Annotated in this window: 12 protein-coding genes; 5 read left to right on the forward strand and 7 right to left on the reverse strand. The window is 55.3% G+C overall.

Annotated features, from left to right (window positions below; genetic code table 11):
* The 7 genes from JW953_07400 to JW953_07430 all read right to left on the reverse strand — a co-directional run.
* A partial coding sequence (locus tag JW953_07400; protein MBN1992516.1) for an RraA family protein occupies window positions 1–629 on the reverse strand: 629 nt, incomplete at its 3' end.
* 102 nt (window positions 630–731) lie between these two features.
* Window positions 732–5,210 carry a S8 family serine peptidase gene (locus JW953_07405; GenBank protein MBN1992517.1) on the reverse strand — a complete coding sequence of 1,493 codons (4,479 nt, stop codon included), beginning with the start codon at window positions 5,208–5,210 and terminating at the stop codon, window positions 732–734.
* Window positions 5,211–5,346: 136 nt separating this feature from the next.
* Complete coding sequence (locus JW953_07410; GenBank protein MBN1992518.1) at window positions 5,347–6,924, reverse strand: UDP-N-acetylmuramoyl-L-alanyl-D-glutamate--2,6-diaminopimelate ligase; 1,578 nt, start codon at window positions 6,922–6,924, stop codon at window positions 5,347–5,349.
* Between the two features lie 9 nt (window positions 6,925–6,933).
* On the reverse strand, window positions 6,934–8,319 hold the full coding sequence (locus JW953_07415) for a HAMP domain-containing histidine kinase (GenBank protein ID MBN1992519.1): 1,386 nt from the start codon (window positions 8,317–8,319) through the stop codon (window positions 6,934–6,936).
* A 62-nt stretch (window positions 8,320–8,381) separates the two neighbouring features.
* Entirely contained in the window at window positions 8,382–9,062 is a 681-nt protein-coding gene (locus JW953_07420; protein MBN1992520.1) for a response regulator transcription factor, read from the reverse strand.
* A 68-nt stretch (window positions 9,063–9,130) separates the two neighbouring features.
* Window positions 9,131–10,336: a DNA replication/repair protein RecF gene (locus JW953_07425; protein ID MBN1992521.1), complete on the reverse strand. Its 1,206-nt coding sequence runs from the start codon at window positions 10,334–10,336 to the stop codon at window positions 9,131–9,133.
* A 299-nt stretch (window positions 10,337–10,635) separates the two neighbouring features.
* Window positions 10,636–11,643, reverse strand: a complete 1,008-nt coding sequence (locus JW953_07430; protein MBN1992522.1) for a hypothetical protein — start codon at window positions 11,641–11,643, stop codon at window positions 10,636–10,638.
* A 354-nt stretch (window positions 11,644–11,997) separates the two neighbouring features.
* Between JW953_07430 and JW953_07435 the strand changes: the two genes are divergently transcribed.
* From JW953_07435 to JW953_07455, 5 genes are all read left to right on the forward strand, one after another.
* On the forward strand, window positions 11,998–12,891 hold the full coding sequence (locus tag JW953_07435; protein ID MBN1992523.1) for a phosphate/phosphite/phosphonate ABC transporter substrate-binding protein: 894 nt from the start codon (window positions 11,998–12,000) through the stop codon (window positions 12,889–12,891).
* 94 nt (window positions 12,892–12,985) lie between these two features.
* Complete coding sequence (phnC, locus tag JW953_07440) at window positions 12,986–13,771, forward strand: phosphonate ABC transporter ATP-binding protein (GenBank protein MBN1992524.1); 786 nt, start codon at window positions 12,986–12,988, stop codon at window positions 13,769–13,771.
* Window positions 13,771–15,306 (forward strand): phosphonate ABC transporter, permease protein PhnE, encoded by a 1,536-nt coding sequence (gene phnE, locus JW953_07445; protein MBN1992525.1) that lies wholly within the window; start codon window positions 13,771–13,773, stop codon window positions 15,304–15,306. Before phnC ends, phnE begins: the two co-directional genes overlap by 1 nt.
* 280 nt (window positions 15,307–15,586) lie before the next feature.
* Complete coding sequence (locus tag JW953_07450) at window positions 15,587–16,138, forward strand: hypothetical protein (GenBank protein ID MBN1992526.1); 552 nt, start codon at window positions 15,587–15,589, stop codon at window positions 16,136–16,138.
* A 269-nt stretch (window positions 16,139–16,407) separates the two neighbouring features.
* Window positions 16,408–17,342 (forward strand): flotillin family protein (locus JW953_07455; GenBank protein ID MBN1992527.1); only part of this gene is annotated, 935 nt, incomplete at its 3' end.

A 17,342-nucleotide genomic window follows, 5' to 3' on the forward strand; every position in this document is an offset into this window, starting at 1 on the left:
GCCACTTCCCCGGCCACTTCAAGCGGCACCACCACAATGCCGTCGTCGTCGCAGCCAACAATGTCGCCGGGCCTCACCTGCACGCCGCCGCAAGCAATTTTGGCCTGCACTTCGGCCACTTCAATCCGGCCCGGAATAATAGTCCGGCCTCTGGCCCGGGCGCAGACCGGCGTTTTTTGCAGGGCCACTTCGGCCGTATCCCGGCAGTAACCGTCGGTAATAATACCCACCGCGCCTTTACGAATTGCGCCCATACTGTTCTCGGAACCCCAGAAACCAACCTCCCGCCCGCCGCCCGAATCCATCACCACTACGTGGCCGGGCCGGACTATATCGTCAATCCCAATATGGCCCATTTCTCTAAACCATATCCTGTGCGCGTTGACAATATCTTCGGTGGTATCCAGTTTCCACATGGGGCGGTTAGCCGGAACACAACGGATGGTTAAGGCCACCCCCCAGAATTTCATCCCCAACCAAAGGGGGCGAATTTCGGGGGACATCAAACCGATGTCAAAATAACCAATGCCGTCCATTGCGTCACAAACGTCTACCACGCGCAGGTATTTATACAACTTTGGTAACTCAAAAGGGTCAATATTGCCGGTTATTTGTGAATTTTTGTCCATATCTGTCTCCTGTCTTAATGAACGTAATTGCTCACCTGCATGTCATTTCGAGAGCCTGCCCTGAACGCAGCGAATGGGCCGTAGGCCGAGAAACCCCTTTCTTTATTGTCCCTGGCTTTGCTTAACAATGATGGGCAGGTACATGGGGTGGGTGTAAAAGGCGGCAGAGGCGGTCAGGACCAATGGCTCGTTCAGGTTATCGTTTACGTAGGCCGTGTTCTGGATGTGGCCGGCCGGGTTGGTGGGCCGGTAGTCAATAAGGGCCTGGTAGGTGAGGGTGGCGGTTTGGTTTTTAGACAGGGGCGTGGTCCAGGTAATGCTTTTACCGCCCACAATCACACTGCCCCGGCTGGGTGTGCCTACTGAAACCAGGCTGAGCATGGGGGGCAGGGTATTGGTGGTAGTGACCATGGGATCGTCTACCAGGCCGGTATTTTTTAAGATGAGGGTGTAGGTGAGCACGTCGTTGGGTTCCACGCCGTAGGCGGGTTGGACGGTTATGGCAGAGGCGTTGAGGAAGGGGAAGTTGACGTACACGTCGGCGATGCGGTCAAAAACAAGGTTGTGCTCCGGATAGGCCAGCCAACTGGTCTGGCTGATCAGAGTGCCCAGGGGTAAGGGGCTGGTAATGGCCACGGTGTAGGTGAGCACCTGGCTCTGGTTTGGCGCCAGCGGGCCGGTCCACACCAGGTTATTGCCGGAGGGAATTAACCCCGGTGAGGCTGTGGTTAAAGCCAATTCAGCCGGGAGGGTGGCGGTGAAGATAGCGGTTAGGCCGGTCCAGCCGTTGTTGGTGAGGGCGGCAGTATAGGTGATGAGGTCGCCGTCCAGCGCCGTCGAAACATGGGGCTTAACGGTAGACCGGCCTAACCAACTGAGCCAGCCCACGGAACGCTGCATCAGCCTGGCCCGGGCGGCCGTGGGCAGAAGTTCAGGGCCGTAGGCTAAAAAGTTGGTCTGCCAGGCCCGGCCGCCGGGGCCTGTGCCGGCCTGGGTCAAGCCGTTGGGCTGACCGTCCTGGCCCACGGTGGCAATTTGGGCGCTGGTGGTGGGGGTCAGGGCATCGGTCCAGTTGTCGTAACCGGGGGGAAAGGTGAGGGCGTAAGGCCCCAGGCGATGGCCCACCAGGTTCTCTTTTTGGCCGGTAGTGGTGGTGCTGCTGTAATCTTCGGTATGAGCCAGTACGCCCAGGTAGGTTTGGGCAAAAGGGCCGGGGGTGTTATCGGGCAGATTGTAGATGTAATCTTGACTGCTAAAGAAGAGGCGTCCGCCGCCGTCCAGGTAAGCGGCCAGGCGGGTTTCCTCTTCTGTTGTTAACGGCTGGTACCAATCGTAAGCCGTATACCAGACTATCATTGGATACATTTGCAACGTGGTCAGGGGCGGGCTGGGCGGCACCGGCCCGCTCCATGATTTAGGCACGTACCAGTAATCGTAGGGGATGTAGTTGGTTTCCAGGGCGGTCTTAAATTCTGCGGCAAAACTGTACCAGCGATCGTCGTCCACCAGCAACACCGGGGCCGGAGTTTTGGTGGTGCGGGTAGCCACGTCGGTGAGGCCGGGCGCGCCGACCGAGCGGGCGGTGATGGTCAGGGTGTCGGAGATGTGCCAGGTAGTGGCGGCGGCCTGCACGCCAAAGTTAAGGGTTTGCGATTGGCAGGTGGTCAAAGAGATAAAAGCCGGCGGCGCAGGCGCCAGCGGCCAGGCATAAGGCGTGCCGCTGCTCAGGCTTAAGGTGTAACTATCGTTGTTGGCGCCGGTGTTACGCAGGCGGACGGTGTGCGGCACAACCGCGCCAAAACTGCCGATTTGGGTTTCTTGGGGCGGGGTTAGCTCAACCCCGTAGGCGGCGGGTGATTGGGTGAGCCAATTGATGGCCTGCTGCATTACGGCCTGTCGGTTGGCCCGGCTGTTGATGGCTTCAAAGCCAAAGGGCAGGAACATGGCCCGGTAGGGTACGCAGAGGCCCACGTGCAGCCCGGCCAGGGCGCCGTCACTATAGGCCAGCAACGGCCCGGCAAAATCGCTGTCGGCGTTGGCAATGATGTCGGGAAAAGTCTGGTTGTTTGCGCCGTCGCCGCCGGAAATATTTAGTGACAGACCGGCCCAGGGTTCGCCGGCCACGCCGCTAACGGCATAAACACCGGAGAAGTTCTCCTTAACAAAGCTGGTTTTTAGATAGTCTTTAAAATAGGAGGCCGGCCTGACAAAGATGTCGCCGCCGCCGTCAAAATAGGCCACGTCCTGGCCGCTGAGCAACAGCTTGCGACCGCCGGCCAGGAAATCTTCCAGGGCCTTGTTGGCCCCCACGTAGCCCGGCGAATCCAGGGGCGCCGACCAGATGACCAGGTCGTAGTTCAGCAGGGTCGCGGCAGTAGGTACGTCGTTGGGAGACTCAAAGGGATTGGTGATGGACCAGGTGTCGTAAGGATAAAGCGCGTCGGCCAGGGCTTGCTGGTAATAGCCAATTTCACTTTCCTGGTACCAGCGGCCGCTGTCAACCAGCAGAATGGTGGGGGCGGGGTCTAACAAAAAGTTTTGGGTCACGGTTGCGCCGTCGTTGATGGTCAGGTTGACGGTTTGGCTAATGCGGTGCGCGGCAGCCACAACGGTAGCGGTGTAAGTGCCGATGGGCAGGTTCAGGCTGTAGCTGCCGGTGGCGGGGTTGGTGGCGGCGCTGGCCGGGGTATGGTCAATGGTGATGGTGGCGGCCAGGGGGGCGTTGGTATTTTTGTCTTTGACCGTGCCCAGGAGCGTGCCGGTGGGCAGGGGGGACAGGCTGAAATTTTGGGTGGTGGTGGTATTGGTAATAATGCTGAGGCCATAAATTGTGGCCGGGGCATACCCAAAGGCTGCTGCCGTGGCATCGTAGATGTTGGCGGCCAGGCCCTGGTGGTAATGGCCGGCAGCATCGGTAGTGGCGTTAAGGATTGGCCCACCGCCGTGGGCCGCAATTTGCACGGTAGCGTTGTTGAGGGGGCCACCGGCCCCGGTCACATTCCCCTGCAAGGCGCCCACCGAGGCTACAGACATAACCGCGTTGTAGGCGTCAATACGCCCCCAACCGTAGGTATTATTGGGAACGGGGCTGCCCAGCGGCACCGCGGTAGACATCATAGCCGTGGAGAGACCGTTTAAATTATTGGCCAGCGCGGGCGAGGCCTGTAAGAGCAAAGCGGCCAGGCCGGCCGCGTGCGGCGCGGCCATTGAAGTGCCATCAAGTTCACCATAAGCCCCTCCCGGCAAGGTTGAGCGCACGTCCTTGCCCGGCGCGGTTACTTCGGGCTTGAGCGCGCCCCAGGGGGAAGGGCCGCGGCTGGAGAAGTTGGCAATTTCGTCGGCGCTGGTGGTGGCCCCAACGGCAAAGGCGCCGGTATAACTGCCCGGCGAGCCGACCGTGCCGGAACCGGGGCCGTTATTGCCCGCCGAAAAAACCGGGTAGATGCCGGCAGCTAATAACGCTTGCGCGTCGGCCTGAAATTCCGGGTCGGCGCCCCAATCACTGCTCCAGGAGTTATTAACGATGTTGGGGGCCAGGGCCGGGTCGCCGTTGGGAGCCAGAATCCATTGGAAGGCCTGGTGCAGCCAGCTATAGTAGGCGGAGCCAAAATTATCAAATCCTTTCACCGCAATCCACCTGGCGCCGGGGGCAACGCCAAGGCCGTTATCGCCCACCATAGTGCCCATGGTGTGCGTGCCGTGCCCATTGGTGTCTACCGGATAAGTGGCGCCCTGGCCGGTGGCGTCGTACCAATTGCCCAGGTGTTGGGGCAGTTTGCCCGGGCCGGTATAACCCCGGTATCTGGTTTGCAGGGCCGGGTGTTGCCAATCTACGCCGGTATCAATATTGGCGACCACCACACCGCCGCCGTCAATGCCCAAAGCATTATGCACCAGGTTGGCCCGGATTTTGGCGATGCCCCATGCGGGGGAAGAATGAGGCGTGAGGAATGGAGCCAACAGGGGCCAGGATAAGGCTGACCCGTTTACGGCAGGGCGATTGAGTTGCAGTTCTTTATTCAGCCGGACGATGGCCACATCAGGGCGGGCGGCCAGCCCCAACACCGTTTCCAGGTTTCCGGTGGCGGCTACGGCATTAACAATCCATAACGGTTGAATATTGGTGGCCGCGCTCTGGGACTGTCCCGCCGGTTCCCCGGCCGGCGGAGTGTTGAGTTGTTGCAGCACCCCGGCCTGGGTATCACGGGCGGTTTGTTGGAGGGCATTGACAATGGCCGCGCGGGTGGCCACCGCTTCAAGTTTGCCCAACGCGCCAAGGTCTGAAGTTGAAGCAACTGTGGCGGAGAGGTTGGTGGTGGCTTTGAGGTAAACAATAAAGGGCGCCGGGCCGGTTTGGGTGGTGAGCCTTTTGAGGAGTTGAGGCTCAATTTTGGGGAGTAAGGCCCGGTCAATTTGGAGAGAGGGCAAAGCGGGCGTTTCGCCCGGCGCAGGAGGCGGGGCTTCGTTTCCTTTGGCCGGGGGCGGGGTTGGCTGCTGGGCCAAGGTTGGCCCGGCCCCAAAGAGGATAAGAGCGACAAGAAAAACAGTAGAGAGTAGAAAGGCCAGGCTGATTCTGCGCATGGTGCTGCTCCGTTTGAGTATTGTCTTTGGGGGGACAGCATCCTTGGATGCCTTACCCTCCGAAGCTTCTTCTCGTTTCCTCTCGTTCCCCAATCGAGTTTGGGAACGAACAGATTTTGATTTGAGAAACACGCTCTCAGGCCGTTGGCAGGGTGAGCAAGGGCGCGCCTTGAAGGGCGGCGCGCATAGCGGCCCGGTCGTCCCAGGGGTACTCTGTTTGGCCAAAGCACATACTTTGTTCGTGCCCTTTGCCCAGGGCGATAACCACATCGCCGGGCCGGGCCAGTTGCGTGGCCCGATAAATGGCCCGGCCCCGGTCGGGCACGCGCTCAAACGTTTCTCCTTCAATCGCGCCGTTGGCCAGCATGGCCTGGGCCGCTTCATTGATGATGCTGTCCAGGTTCTCTGTGCGCGGGTCTTCGGCCGTAAGCAGGGTAAAATCGGCCAACTCGGCGGCAATGCGGCCCATCATGGCCCGTTTGGCCACATCGCGCAGCCCGGCGCAGCCAAAAACGGCAATCACCCGGCCTGGGCTGAGCGTGCGGGCCACCCGCAGGGAGCGTTGCAAGGAGTTGGGGGTGTGGGCAAAGTCAACGATGGCGATAAAGGGCTGCCCGGCGTCAATGCGCTCCATGCGGCCCGGCACGCCGGAAAAAGCGGCCAGCCCTTGTTGCACCGCTTGCGGCGAAATCTCTAGCGCTTTCAGCGCCGCCGTGGCCGCGGCCAGGCAATTACTGACGTTGTAGTCGCCGACCAGGGCCGTTTCAACGGGAAAAGGTTGGCCGTGCCCACAAATGGTAAAACAGGTTTTATCGGGCCGATACAAAATGTTTTGGGCCGTCAGGTCGGCTGCGGGATGGTGGGCCAGGCTGTATCCCAGCCATTTTGGGCCAGGGGAGAGCAGTTTTTGTTTGAGGTAGGCAAAGGACCCATCGTCGCAGTTGAGCACGGCCACTTTGGGCCGGCCCTTGTCTGCCGCGGTAGCCAGCGATTCAAAAAGCGAGGCTTTGGCGGCGTGGTAATTTTCCAGGGAGCCGTGCGCATCCAGGTGTTCGTGGGTGATGTTGGTGACAATGGCGCAATCAAAATCACACGCCGCCACGCGCTGCTGCGACAGGCCGTGCGAGGTGACTTCTAATAAACAGTATTCCACGCCGGCCGCAACCATTTGGGCCAGGTAACGTTGCAGGTCGGGGGCGTCGGGGGTGGTGGTGTGCAGGCCGGTTTCCAAAGTTTGGCGGCCAATCACCGCGCTAACCGTGTTGATCATACCCACCTTTTTATTGGCGGCGCAGAGCATGGCATAGAGCAGGTGGGTGGTGGTGGTTTTGCCGTCGGTGCCGGTGAGGCCAACTATTGTTAGCCGGCGGGCCGGGAAATGATGCCAGGCCGCCGAGAGATAGGCCAGGGCTTCGCGGCCGTTGGGCACGAGAATGAGGGGGACAGAAGGCAGAGAAGAGAGAGAGGCGGAAATAGCCTCTTTATTTTCGCACACAACGGCGGCCGCGCCTTTTTGCAGGGCCTCCGGGATAAAACAATGGCCGTCTACCTTAACGCCCCGGTAGGCCACAAAAAGGGCACCGGGTTCCACCCGGCGGGAATCCACCGTGATTTCGGCAATTTCAACCGAGAGGTTTAGTTGAGGTGTAGCCATAGCAGAAGGGTTAAGCAGGTGATGGCGGGGTAAGGCAGCCAGCAAGGACAAGAGTTTCATTCAGCATCCTTACCGCCCGTTTTTTCGGGGCAGCCAGAGCGTAAAAACAGAACCCTGGCCTAACTCACTGGTGACCGTGATTTGCCCGCCGTGGGCCTCGGCTATCCATTGGGCAATAGAGAGGCCCAGGCCGCAGCCCGCCGGGCCGTTATTTTTGGCGCGGTAGAATCTTTCAAAAATGTGGGGTAAATCGGTGGGCGCAATCCCTTTGCCGGTGTCGGCCACGGTAATGCGCACCCATTCCGGTTCGCGGTAAAGCGAGAGGGTGATAGCGCCGCCGGGTGGAGTGTGTTTAACGGCGTTGACCATCAGGTTGATCAATAATTGTTTCAGGCGGTCGGCGTCGCCTTTAACAATGGCCTGGTCTTCGTGGCCCAGTTGAATATTTATGTCATTGGCCATTAAGCGGATTTGGCGATAAACGTCAAGAATAATGGTATCCAGTTCAACCGCCTCCATCCGCAGGCTCAGACCGGCATCGGCCTGGGAAAGTAAAAGCAAATCGGCCACCAGGCGCGACATCCGGTCCAGTTCGCTCTCGATGACTGTTAGCGCTTCATTGAGTTCCTCTGGATTTTGGGCCGCGCCGCGGCGCAGCAGGTCAACATTGCCCCGAATAGTGGTAAGGGGCGTGCGCAGTTCGTGAGAAACATCGGCGCTCAGGCGGATTTGGGCTTGAAAGAAGTTGTCCAGGCGCTGGAGCATGTTATTAATGGTTTGGGTTAAACGGCCGGTTTCATCGTTTACTTCAGACGTGGGCAAACGTTGCTTTAAATCCTGGCCGCCGACAATTTTGTTGGCGGCCAGGTTGATTTTTTCAATGGGGCGCAGGGACTGCCGGGCCAGAAACGCGCCAACTACGGCCGCTATAATTAAAACGGTGATGGCGCCGCCAATGAGAAAGACCAGCACGTAACGGAGGGTATGCTCAACCTCGCTTAAGGAGTAGCCAACCTGCACCGTTCCCACCACCCGGTTTCCCAAAATAATGGGCGTGCTGTAGATCCTGAGAGGAATGTGTTGGATCATTACCGTTTTAAAAGCGGGCCGGCCTTTCAGGTTTTCGGCCAGGATGTCGTCGTTTGGCGGAATATGCTGGTTGCCCAGGTTGTCGCTGGCGGTCACCAGCGTGCCGTCGGCGCGCATAACCTGAATGAAGGTGGCCGGCGAAGAGAAGACATTGGCCTGGGGGATGATAATTTGGCCCGTGAACAAGTCTATTTTGGTTTGAGTTTCGATCCCGGCGATAACCTGTTGAGCGCGGTCGCGCAGGTTTGTATCCACCTGGGCATGCAACGAGAGTTTTAGCACCAGGTAAAGAGAGACGCTAAAGATAACAAGAATAGCCCCCAGCAGGAACGTATACCAGATGGTCAAACGAATTCGGATAGGCATTAACTTAGATAGGCCCCCGGCCCAAACTATCAAGCGTGAATCCCTCCAAACTCGCTCTCCGGTCAGCTTTCGCGCAGGGCATACCCAACGCCTCTTACCGTGTGCAGCAAACGCGGCTCGCCATTGGCCTCCAGTTTTGAGCGCAAGTAACGGATATAAACTTCGATGATATTCGACTCGCCGCCAAAATCGTAGCCCCAGATGCGCTCATAAATTTGGTCGCGGGTGAGCACCTGGTTAGGGTGGCGCATAAACAGTTCCAGCAGGTCATACTCTTTGGCCGTCAATTCAATATTCCGGCCGCCGCGCTGGGCCAGGCGAGTGCTGGGGTTAAGGGTTAGGTCAAAAAAGGTCAAGGGCGCTTCGGTTTCAATGGGCGCTTTACGCCGGCCTAAAGCCCGCAGGCGGGCCAGCAGTTCTTCAAAGGCAAACGGTTTTACCAGGTAATCGTCGGCGCCGGCTTCAAGACCGGCCACCCGGTCGGGAATGGCGTCTTTGGCCGTAAGCATCAAAATAGGCATCTGTAAGCCGGCCTCTCTAAGCCGGCGGCAAACGGTCAAACCGTCAATATCGGGCAGCATCACATCTAAAATTATCAGGTCGGGCAACTCGCTAAAGGCCATGTTCAACCCTGTTTCGCCATCGGCGGCGGTGATAACGGTGTAGCCTTCGCGTTGGAGGCCCCGGCTGACAAATTTGGCAATGGCCAGCTCGTCTTCCACTAGCAAGATTTTATCGCTCATGGTGTGTTTCCCTCTGCTCCCAATTTATATTTAAAATTATAGCAGAGGAACAGGCAGACTCCAATAAGTTACGTTGCCTGTTCCACCTGCCCCATGGTTACGGAAAATAGCCTGGCCCGGTTACGGAAATCCGGGTCGTAGTCTTCCCAGTCGGTGGTGGTTAAAAAAGCCTGGCCGGCCTGGTCTACAATTTCAATCACCTGTTTTCGCCGGGCGGCGTCCAGTTCGCTCATTACGTCGTCGAGCAGCAGCACGGGCGTTTCGCCGGTCACTTGCTGCATGAGGGCAATTTCAGCCAGTTTGGTGCTCAGGGCAGCGGTGCGCTGTTGGCCCCGCGAGCCGTATAAGGTCATGTCAATGCCATCTACCAAAAAGTGTAAATCGTCCCGGTGGGGGCCGGTTAAGGTGACGCCCCGGTTAATTTCTTCCCGGTGTGCTTGCTGCAAACAGGCCAGGAATGTTTGGCGCACTTCTTTGACCGGGGGCGCAGCGGTGGTGTAAGGGGCCAGTTCTTCCATAAGCAGGGGTAACTGGTAATTGGGTTTGGCCTGCTGGAAAAAGTCAAAACTGGGCGCGTAGTGCAGGCGCAAACTTTCTTTGCCGCCGCTCAACTCGCGGTGCCGCCGGCGGGCAACGGTGTCTAACTCTAAAACGGCGTTATGGCGCTGGGTAATCAGGATAGCCCCATTATGGGCCAATTGCTCATCCCAGTAGACAAGCTGATCGGAGTCGCTGTTGCGTTTGAACAACTCTTTGAGCAAGGCATTGCGTTGAGCCAGCACTTTGTTATAACGGCTGAGGGCCTGGCAATAATTGGGGTGGATTTGGCAAAGGGTGCTATCCAGGTAACGGCGGCGGATGGCCGGGGCGCCGGTGACCAATTCGATGTCTTCCGGCAGGAACATCACGGTGGTGAGTTTGCCGATAACGTCCATGGCCCGTTTTTTGGCGCCGTTGAGGCGAATGTCTTTGCGGATATTATCACCCTCGCGCACCACGGTGATGGCCAATTGAAAGGTCTCCGGCCGGCTTTTGACGGTGGCCTCAACCCTGGCAAAAGGAAGGGTTTCTTGTTTAAGGACAAGCCAGTTGACCAATTGTTGGTCGGCGCGGGCGTGGATGCTGCGGGTGGTGGAAAGAAAGCAAATAGACTCCAGCAGGTTTGTTTTGCCATGAGCGTTATCGCCGCGGAACAAAATAGGCCCGGCCGGCAGATCGAGAACCAGGCGGCTGTAGTTTCGATAGTTGGTTAAGGAGAGTTGGCTGATATACACGGTTTTATACCCAGTTTGGGCCTTTACCCAAACGATGTTTGGGCCTTTACCCAAACGATGTTTGGGCATTATAACACAGGATGAGGTTAGATATAAAAAGAGGAGACAATGGCAAAGCCCTCCAGACTGCGGAGGGCTTTGGGTCAGAGCGGGTCTCGGATTGATAAATTTTGTGGGCGGCGGGTTTTTCGCAAACCCTCTAACACAACCCAATCTTTAGCATTTGATTTTGACCCCGGCTCGTTATATTAAGATTATACCAGAAACCGGATGCCGTTTCAACCCCATTTTTTTAGGGATTATGAGCGGAGTTTATTGATCCGGCGCAGTTCGGCCAACCGCGTTTCGGCTTGAGCGCGGGTTACTTTGAGGGCATGCAGCCCGCCAAAACCTTCGATGATGAAGGAGGCGGAAACCGTGCCGTAAAGCGCAGCCTCTAACATGTTGCCGGTTTCAAGATAACCAACGGCAAAACCGCCGCAAAACGAGTCGCCGGCGCCGGTTAAATCACTGACTGTAGCCGGATAAGGATGCACCTGGTAGAGAAGATTACGCTCGCGTTCGTAGATGGTGGCCCCATGGTCGCCCTGTTTGATGACCACCATTTTGGGGCCTCTGGCGGCGATTTCGCGGCAAAAGGTTCTGGCCCTGAAACCGGGCATTAAACTGTCGGCTTCGGCTTCGCTGGGCATAAAGGCGTCAACGCGCCGGAGCAGTTTGAGCAGATCAGGATCGTCCAAATTGCCGTTGATGGGATAAGGGGGGATGTCAACCGAAACAAAGATGTCGGGTTTGTCTTGCAGATAGTCAATCCAGGTGAGCATGGTTTCCATGCGCATGGGCGAGAGGTGGATGGAGTCAACATGCCACAAGAGGTCTGGCAACTCTTGGGGCAGGGGCGAATTACGTAAGTGAACCCGGCGGGCGGCCTCGCTGTAGGCGGCGGCTTCCTCGGTAGTAAGGGGGGTGCTGCGGAAAGGGTTGGGGGTAAGCAAAACCACCTCGGTATTGCGCGAGAAATACTGCCGGTAACCGCTGGCTTCGTAAATGGTCCAGGCGCGGAGCGTTTCATGATCTTTTTTAAGCAGACCCGCGGTAGTAATGGCGCTCTGGCTCAGGGTGTTGGTATAATCAAGCGGCCAGTCGTAGCCAACCACCGCTACAATGCCAACTTGATCGGACCAGATATTGCCGCCCACCGAGGCGTAAAGCGCGTTGCCGCCTGGGTCGGCCATGCTGGTGCGGCCATCGGAATATACGGTATCGTTAAGAGCCAACGACCCCACGCAGAGATGTCTCGTTGTCAAGGCGACCTCCAAAGTTCCTTAAAAAGGATAACATAGGTCAGGTATGGTGTCAATGAGACTTTTAGCAGTTAGCATACTCTGCCCAAAGCTACCATTTCCGTTTGCTTACCACTCCCAGGTGGTTTATAATGGATTGGGCTTGCCTATGTACTCTGCCAAATCACAGGTTAGGATTCGATGATCTCTTTATTGACTAACCTCATTCTATCTATTAAACCGATTCTCCCAATGTTCAATGATGAAGAAAGGGGGTGAGGCTTAGGTTTTTAGGAAATTTTAATTTGGTAGCTCTTAAAAAAGGTTAAGCAATCTAGCAAATTTTAAAAATTTATTTTATCAGGAGGAGTTTTACCCATGAAACGTTTATTTTTATTGCTGGTGCTTGTGTTAACTCTGGCCCTGGTGTTATCGGCCTGTGCCGGCGAGCCTGAAGTAGGCTCGGAGCAAAACCCGATTGTATGGAGTTTTGTGCCGTCTGGTGAAATGCAAGAGGTGGCTGCCGGCGCTGAGGCTGTGGCCGATCTGTTACACAAAGAAACGGGCCTGTATTTCACCACCAATGTGGCTACCGAATATGCTGGTGTTATTGAGGCCATGTGCAGCGATCCACCCAAGGCGCACATGGGGTCTCTGGCTACTTTTGCCTACGTGCTGGCCGCTGAAAAAGGATGCGCTGAAGCTGAACTGGTTTCTGTGCGTTATGGTAGCCCAACTTACAACGGCCAAATTATTGCCAGGGCCGATACGGGCATCACCGATGTAGCCGGTCTGGCCGGTAAAACCTTCTGCCGCCCTGACCCGCTGTCAACCAGCGGTTGGATTATCCCCATGCTCACCATGCGCGCTGCCGGAATTAATACCGATACCGATCTGGAAGTGGTAGATGCCGGTAGCCATGATGCCGTTGTATCTGCGGTTTACAATGGTGAGTGTGATGCCGGGGCTACTTATGTGGATGCCCGCAGCAATATTGAAGAAGAAAACCCGGATGTAATGGAAAAGGTCAATGTTATTGCCCTAACCGCCGACATCCCCAACGATGGCGTGCAATATGTGCCCAGTTTTCCCCGAGACAAACGCGATACAATTAACGCGGCCCTGTTGAAAATTGCCGGAACCGAAGAGGGTCAGGAAGCGTTAGATATTGCCTATTCCTGGGCCGGGCTGGAAGCGCACAACGACAGCTTCTACGATCCTTTCCGTCAAGTGCTTGACGCCGCCGGGATGGATATTGAAGCATTGCAATAAGCTGTACCCGTTGAGAATTGTAACTTTCCAGTTTATTCAGCACAGGGGGGACGTTATCGCGTCCCCCCTTTTTGGTCATAAATAAGGAGTTCTTATGCTAGCAGTCAAGAATTTAACCAAGATCTACGATGACGGCACGGTAGCCCTGAAGGACGTAAGTTTTCAGGTAGAAGATGGTGAGTTCTTGGTGGTGATTGGGTTGAGCGGCTCCGGTAAATCTACCCTTCTGCGTTGCATCAACCGGCTCATTGAACCCACCGAAGGGCAAATCATTTGGGACGGCTTGGACATAACAACCGTTTCCGGGGACGAATTGCGGCGGGTACGGCGTAAAATTGGCATGATCTTCCAGCATTTTAACCTGGTCAAACGTTCGCCGGTGATTACTAATGTGCTTTGTGGCCGATTGGGGTATGTGTCGCCCTGGAAAAGCGTTTTTAATCGGTTTCCGGCCTCCGACCAAAAGCGAGCGATGGAAGCCCTGGAGCGTTTAGGTATTCCCGAACAAGCTTTTAAACGAGCCGATGAGTTGAGCGGCGGCCAGCAGCAGCGGGTGGGCATTGCTCGTGCCCTGATGCAGGAGCCTAAAATGATCCTGGCCGATGAGCCGGTGGCCAGTTTAGACCCGGTGTTGGCCCATTCAATTTTGGGCAACCTGGAAAAACTAAACCAGGAGGACGGCATTACCGTTATTTGTAGTTTGCACTATTTAGATCTGGTGCAACGGTACGCCACGCGGGTGATTGGTTTACGCCAGGGTGAGATCGTCTATCGCGGCACGCGAGAAGATATTCGCCAGATGACGGACGAACAATTTAAGGATATCTACGGCCAGGAAGCCGAACGTGTTGGGGTGAGCGCCGGCCTGGGAGGTGTGTAATGGCTAAAAGACGAAAGTCGCAAGAAATTACGGCGCCCGGTTGGGCGTCACCATTTTTGGCTACGTTACTCTCTTTAATTGTGCCCGGCCTGGGCCAGATGCTTTTAAACCAGATTCAACGTGGTTTGGTGCTACTGTTTAGCTTGGTCAGTATTATTGGCCTGTTAATCTGGCGGATAAACCTGGCCGCCCGGCTGCAAGAAGGTTTCTGGAATATCTTTACCAAGTCTATTCAACTACAACCGTTACTGGGCGTAATGGCTCTGGGGGTTATCCTTCTATGGTTATGGATTGTCTGGGACGCTTATACGCAGGCCCGAAACGCCAGGGCCGGGGAAAAGCCCAGGGGGGGGATCAGTGTTTTTGCCCTGGTGTTGTTGCTTTTTTTTGGCTTGGGTTGGCAAATTGTTGAGATTAACCTGTACCAGATGGTCACCGGCTTTGATGATGCGTTGCCAGCTATGAGCAAGGTACTCTGGCCGTGGGAAAAAGCACTGGTGCGGGAAAAAGAGATTGTGGCGGCCTCGGCGGATATTGAGGTTCCTTGTAGCGATACCCCTCCGATGACGCCGATAAGAATAGGCGACCAAGCCTACATTGTCGCCAGCCCTACTTGTGGTAATCTGTCCGAGCAAGATAGCGGCGGTGAAGTAACTTCCGGCACTACCCTGCACGTGGTTGGAGAAAATTTTAAGCCCAACACCAAAACCGAAATATGGTGGGAAGATCCTATTGGCAATGAATTTCGGATTCGCGCCAGGGGCGAGTATTTGAGTACGGTAACCGATGAGAATGGCGGATTCGAGATAGACGTGGTTATGCCGTACCGGCTGATTCCGCCCAGCGCCGCTGAAGGACCGCAGATGCACAAGATCCAGGCGCGGCAAACCAGTGAGGTCGGCGGGCTGAAGGCCAGCTCCGAACTGAAACTGGCAATAGAGAAGATGATTGAAACTATCTTCCTGGGCATGATGGCCACCTTGTTTGGCATTATCTTTGCCATCCCGGTCAGTTTTCCGGCTGCGCGCAACCTGATGGCCGGCTCTTGGGTCACGATGACGCTTTACTATATTGTGCGCACCATTCTCAACATTATTCGTTCTATCGAGCCGCTGATTTGGGCCATCATTGCTGTGTTGTGGGTTGGTTTAGGCCCCTTTGCGGGCGTGATTGCGCTGACCCTGCACAGTGTAGCCGCGTTGGGCAAGTTATACTCTGAAGCCATTGAAAGCATTGATTCCGGCCCCATTGAGGCGGTGCAGGCCACCGGCGCAAACCGTCTACAAACGATCATGTATGCGGTTATACCGCAGGTACTTCCGCCCTTTATTTCTTTTACCATTTATCGCTGGGACATCAACGTGCGCATGTCTACCATTATTGGCGCGGTGGGCGGCGGTGGGATTGGTTTCCTGCTCATCCAATGGATTCGGCTGCTGGATTATGAGGCCGCCGGTATCGCGGTCTGGTTCATTGCTATTACCGTGGCCGTTCTTGACTACGTGAGTTCTGAAATCCGCGAGCGGTACGTTTAGACCCCGTCAAATTTATCCTCAAATAATCAAAAGGGAGACCGGCCAATATCTGGCCAGGTCTCTCTTTTCTTTGGCCAAATTCCTCCTCTTGAAATAGACCAGATTCAGCAAAGACTACGATTTTTCGTAGTCTAACTACGAAAAATTGGTAAGGTTATGGGGTATAATAACTCTAACATACACTTTTTCAACACTTGTAATGTACCATAATTGGTCGTATAATGGGTCTGCACTCCTTAAGTGAGTGGACCTTGAGCGTGAACCGACAAGGAGATAGGGTATGGATTTACTCGATGCGGTTTATTTGATCTTGTTGGGTATTGGCTTTGTTTACGCCCTTTTAATTCTGCTGGGCACCGGCATCGGTGATGTAGACATACCGGGCGTTGATCTTGATGCGGGCGAGCTGCCTTCGTTTGACCAGGGTGAAATTGGCCTGCCTTCTATCAGCCCTATGAGTATCGCCAGTTTTGTTACTGCTTTTGGCGCGTTTGGCATTATTTCTTCCCAACTCTTGGGCGCATCTGATGTAGGGAGTTTGTTTTATGCCTTGGGTGGCGGGGTGGTGGTCGGCATCATTGCCCAGCTTCTGTTTATTTATGTTTTTTCGCCGCAAACCTCCAGTTTGAGAACTAAACAGGACGTAGTGGGTCTGATTGCTGAAGTCACCATTCCCATTCCGGCAGAAGGAGTGGGACAAATTGCGGTAGTTTCCCGGGGCACCAGAGCCACTTACAGTGCCCGGACCAGATCAGGACAATCTTTTAAGCAGGGAGATGTGGTTCGGGTGGTAGAGTTGGCCGGCAGCATTGCTTTTGTCGAACCCCGGTAAAAGAAAAAAGGGTATGAAGATAGTAGTTTTGGATAGAGACTCTACCCGGTAAAAAAGCAGAATCGTTTTCTAAAAATCTGTAGCGGCATCAAAAAAATAAAAGTATTCTCAACCTATCAATTAATCGTTATTACTCAGCCTCATGTCATTTCGAGGCTGTAGGCCGAGAAATCTCCTTATTCAAGGGACGACTTCAAGAAGATTTCTCCCTTCGGTCGAAATGGCATGCCTGAGCAGTTACAATTAACCAATAGTTATAAGGAGGGACAATGACCTTAACTGTTTTTGCTATAGTTGCTGTTGTTTTTGTATTCTTTGCCTTGTTGATTGGTTATGCCTCTCGCATCAAAAAGGTTGGCCCCAACGAGGTGCTGGTTGTTTCCGGTAGGCAGCACAAGATTCTCACCGGCATGGATGAGGCCGGAAACAAAACTTATGAAAAGCGCGGGTATCGGATTGTTACCGGCGGGCGGGCGTTTATTGTACCTATTATTGAGCGAGTTGACTACTTATCCTTGGAACTGATGACCATTGATGTGGCCGTGCGAGAAGTTTACACCCTTCAGGGCGTGCCCGTGATGGTTGACGGGGTGGCCCAGGTAAAAATTGGCAGTGATGAGGTATCTATTGCCACAGCGGCGGAGCGTTTTCTGTCCAAGTCACAGGAACAAATTGAACACGTGGCGCACGAAACGTTAGCCGGTCACTTGCGGGCTATTTTGGGCACGCTCACGGTGGAACAAATTTACAAAGACCGGGAAACGTTTGGCCAGCAGGTGCAAAGTGTTTCCGCCGACGACTTGAGCAATATGGGCCTGCGCATTGACTCGTTTGTGATCAAGGACATCCAGGATGAGGAGGGCTACCTGGATGCCTTGGGCCGCAAGCGCATTGCCGAAGTCAAGCGTGACGCCACTATTGGTGAAGCCGAAGCCGAACGAGATGCAGCTATTGCTTCAGCCAGGGCGCGGCAAGAGGGCGAAACGGCTCGTTTTCAGGCCGAAACCAAAATTGCCGAATCCGAAAAAGATTATTCGGTGCAGAAAGCATCTTACGATGCGGACGTCAACCGCAAAAAGGCCGAGGCGGAACTGGCCTACACCCTCCAGCAGAATATTACCAATCAGCAGGTGCGGGCTGAAGCCGTTCAGGTGGAGGTGATTGAGAAGCGGAAACAAATTGAGGTGCAAGAGCAGGAAGTGAA

The organism is Anaerolineae bacterium (genome assembly GCA_016931895.1).
Classification (GTDB): Bacteria; Chloroflexota; Anaerolineae; order 4572-78; family J111; genus JAFGNV01.

Bases quoted from the DNA above. Each gene is read 5' to 3' on its own strand.
- JW953_07415 (MBN1992519.1), bottom strand. From the start codon at position 8,319: ATGCCTATCCGAATTCGTTTGACCATCTGGTATACGTTCCTGCTGGGG.
- JW953_07410 (MBN1992518.1), bottom strand. From the start codon at position 6,924: ATGAAACTCTTGTCCTTGCTGGCTGCCTTACCCCGCCATCACCTGCTT.
- JW953_07450 (MBN1992526.1), top strand. From the start codon at position 15,587: ATGGATTTACTCGATGCGGTTTATTTGATCTTGTTGGGTATTGGCTTT.
- JW953_07405 (MBN1992517.1), bottom strand. From the start codon at position 5,210: ATGCGCAGAATCAGCCTGGCCTTTCTACTCTCTACTGTTTTTCTTGTC.
- phnE (MBN1992525.1), top strand. From the start codon at position 13,771: ATGGCTAAAAGACGAAAGTCGCAAGAAATTACGGCGCCCGGTTGGGCG.
- JW953_07420 (MBN1992520.1), bottom strand. From the start codon at position 9,062: ATGAGCGATAAAATCTTGCTAGTGGAAGACGAGCTGGCCATTGCCAAA.
- phnC (MBN1992524.1), top strand. From the start codon at position 12,986: ATGCTAGCAGTCAAGAATTTAACCAAGATCTACGATGACGGCACGGTA.
- JW953_07435 (MBN1992523.1), top strand. From the start codon at position 11,998: ATGAAACGTTTATTTTTATTGCTGGTGCTTGTGTTAACTCTGGCCCTG.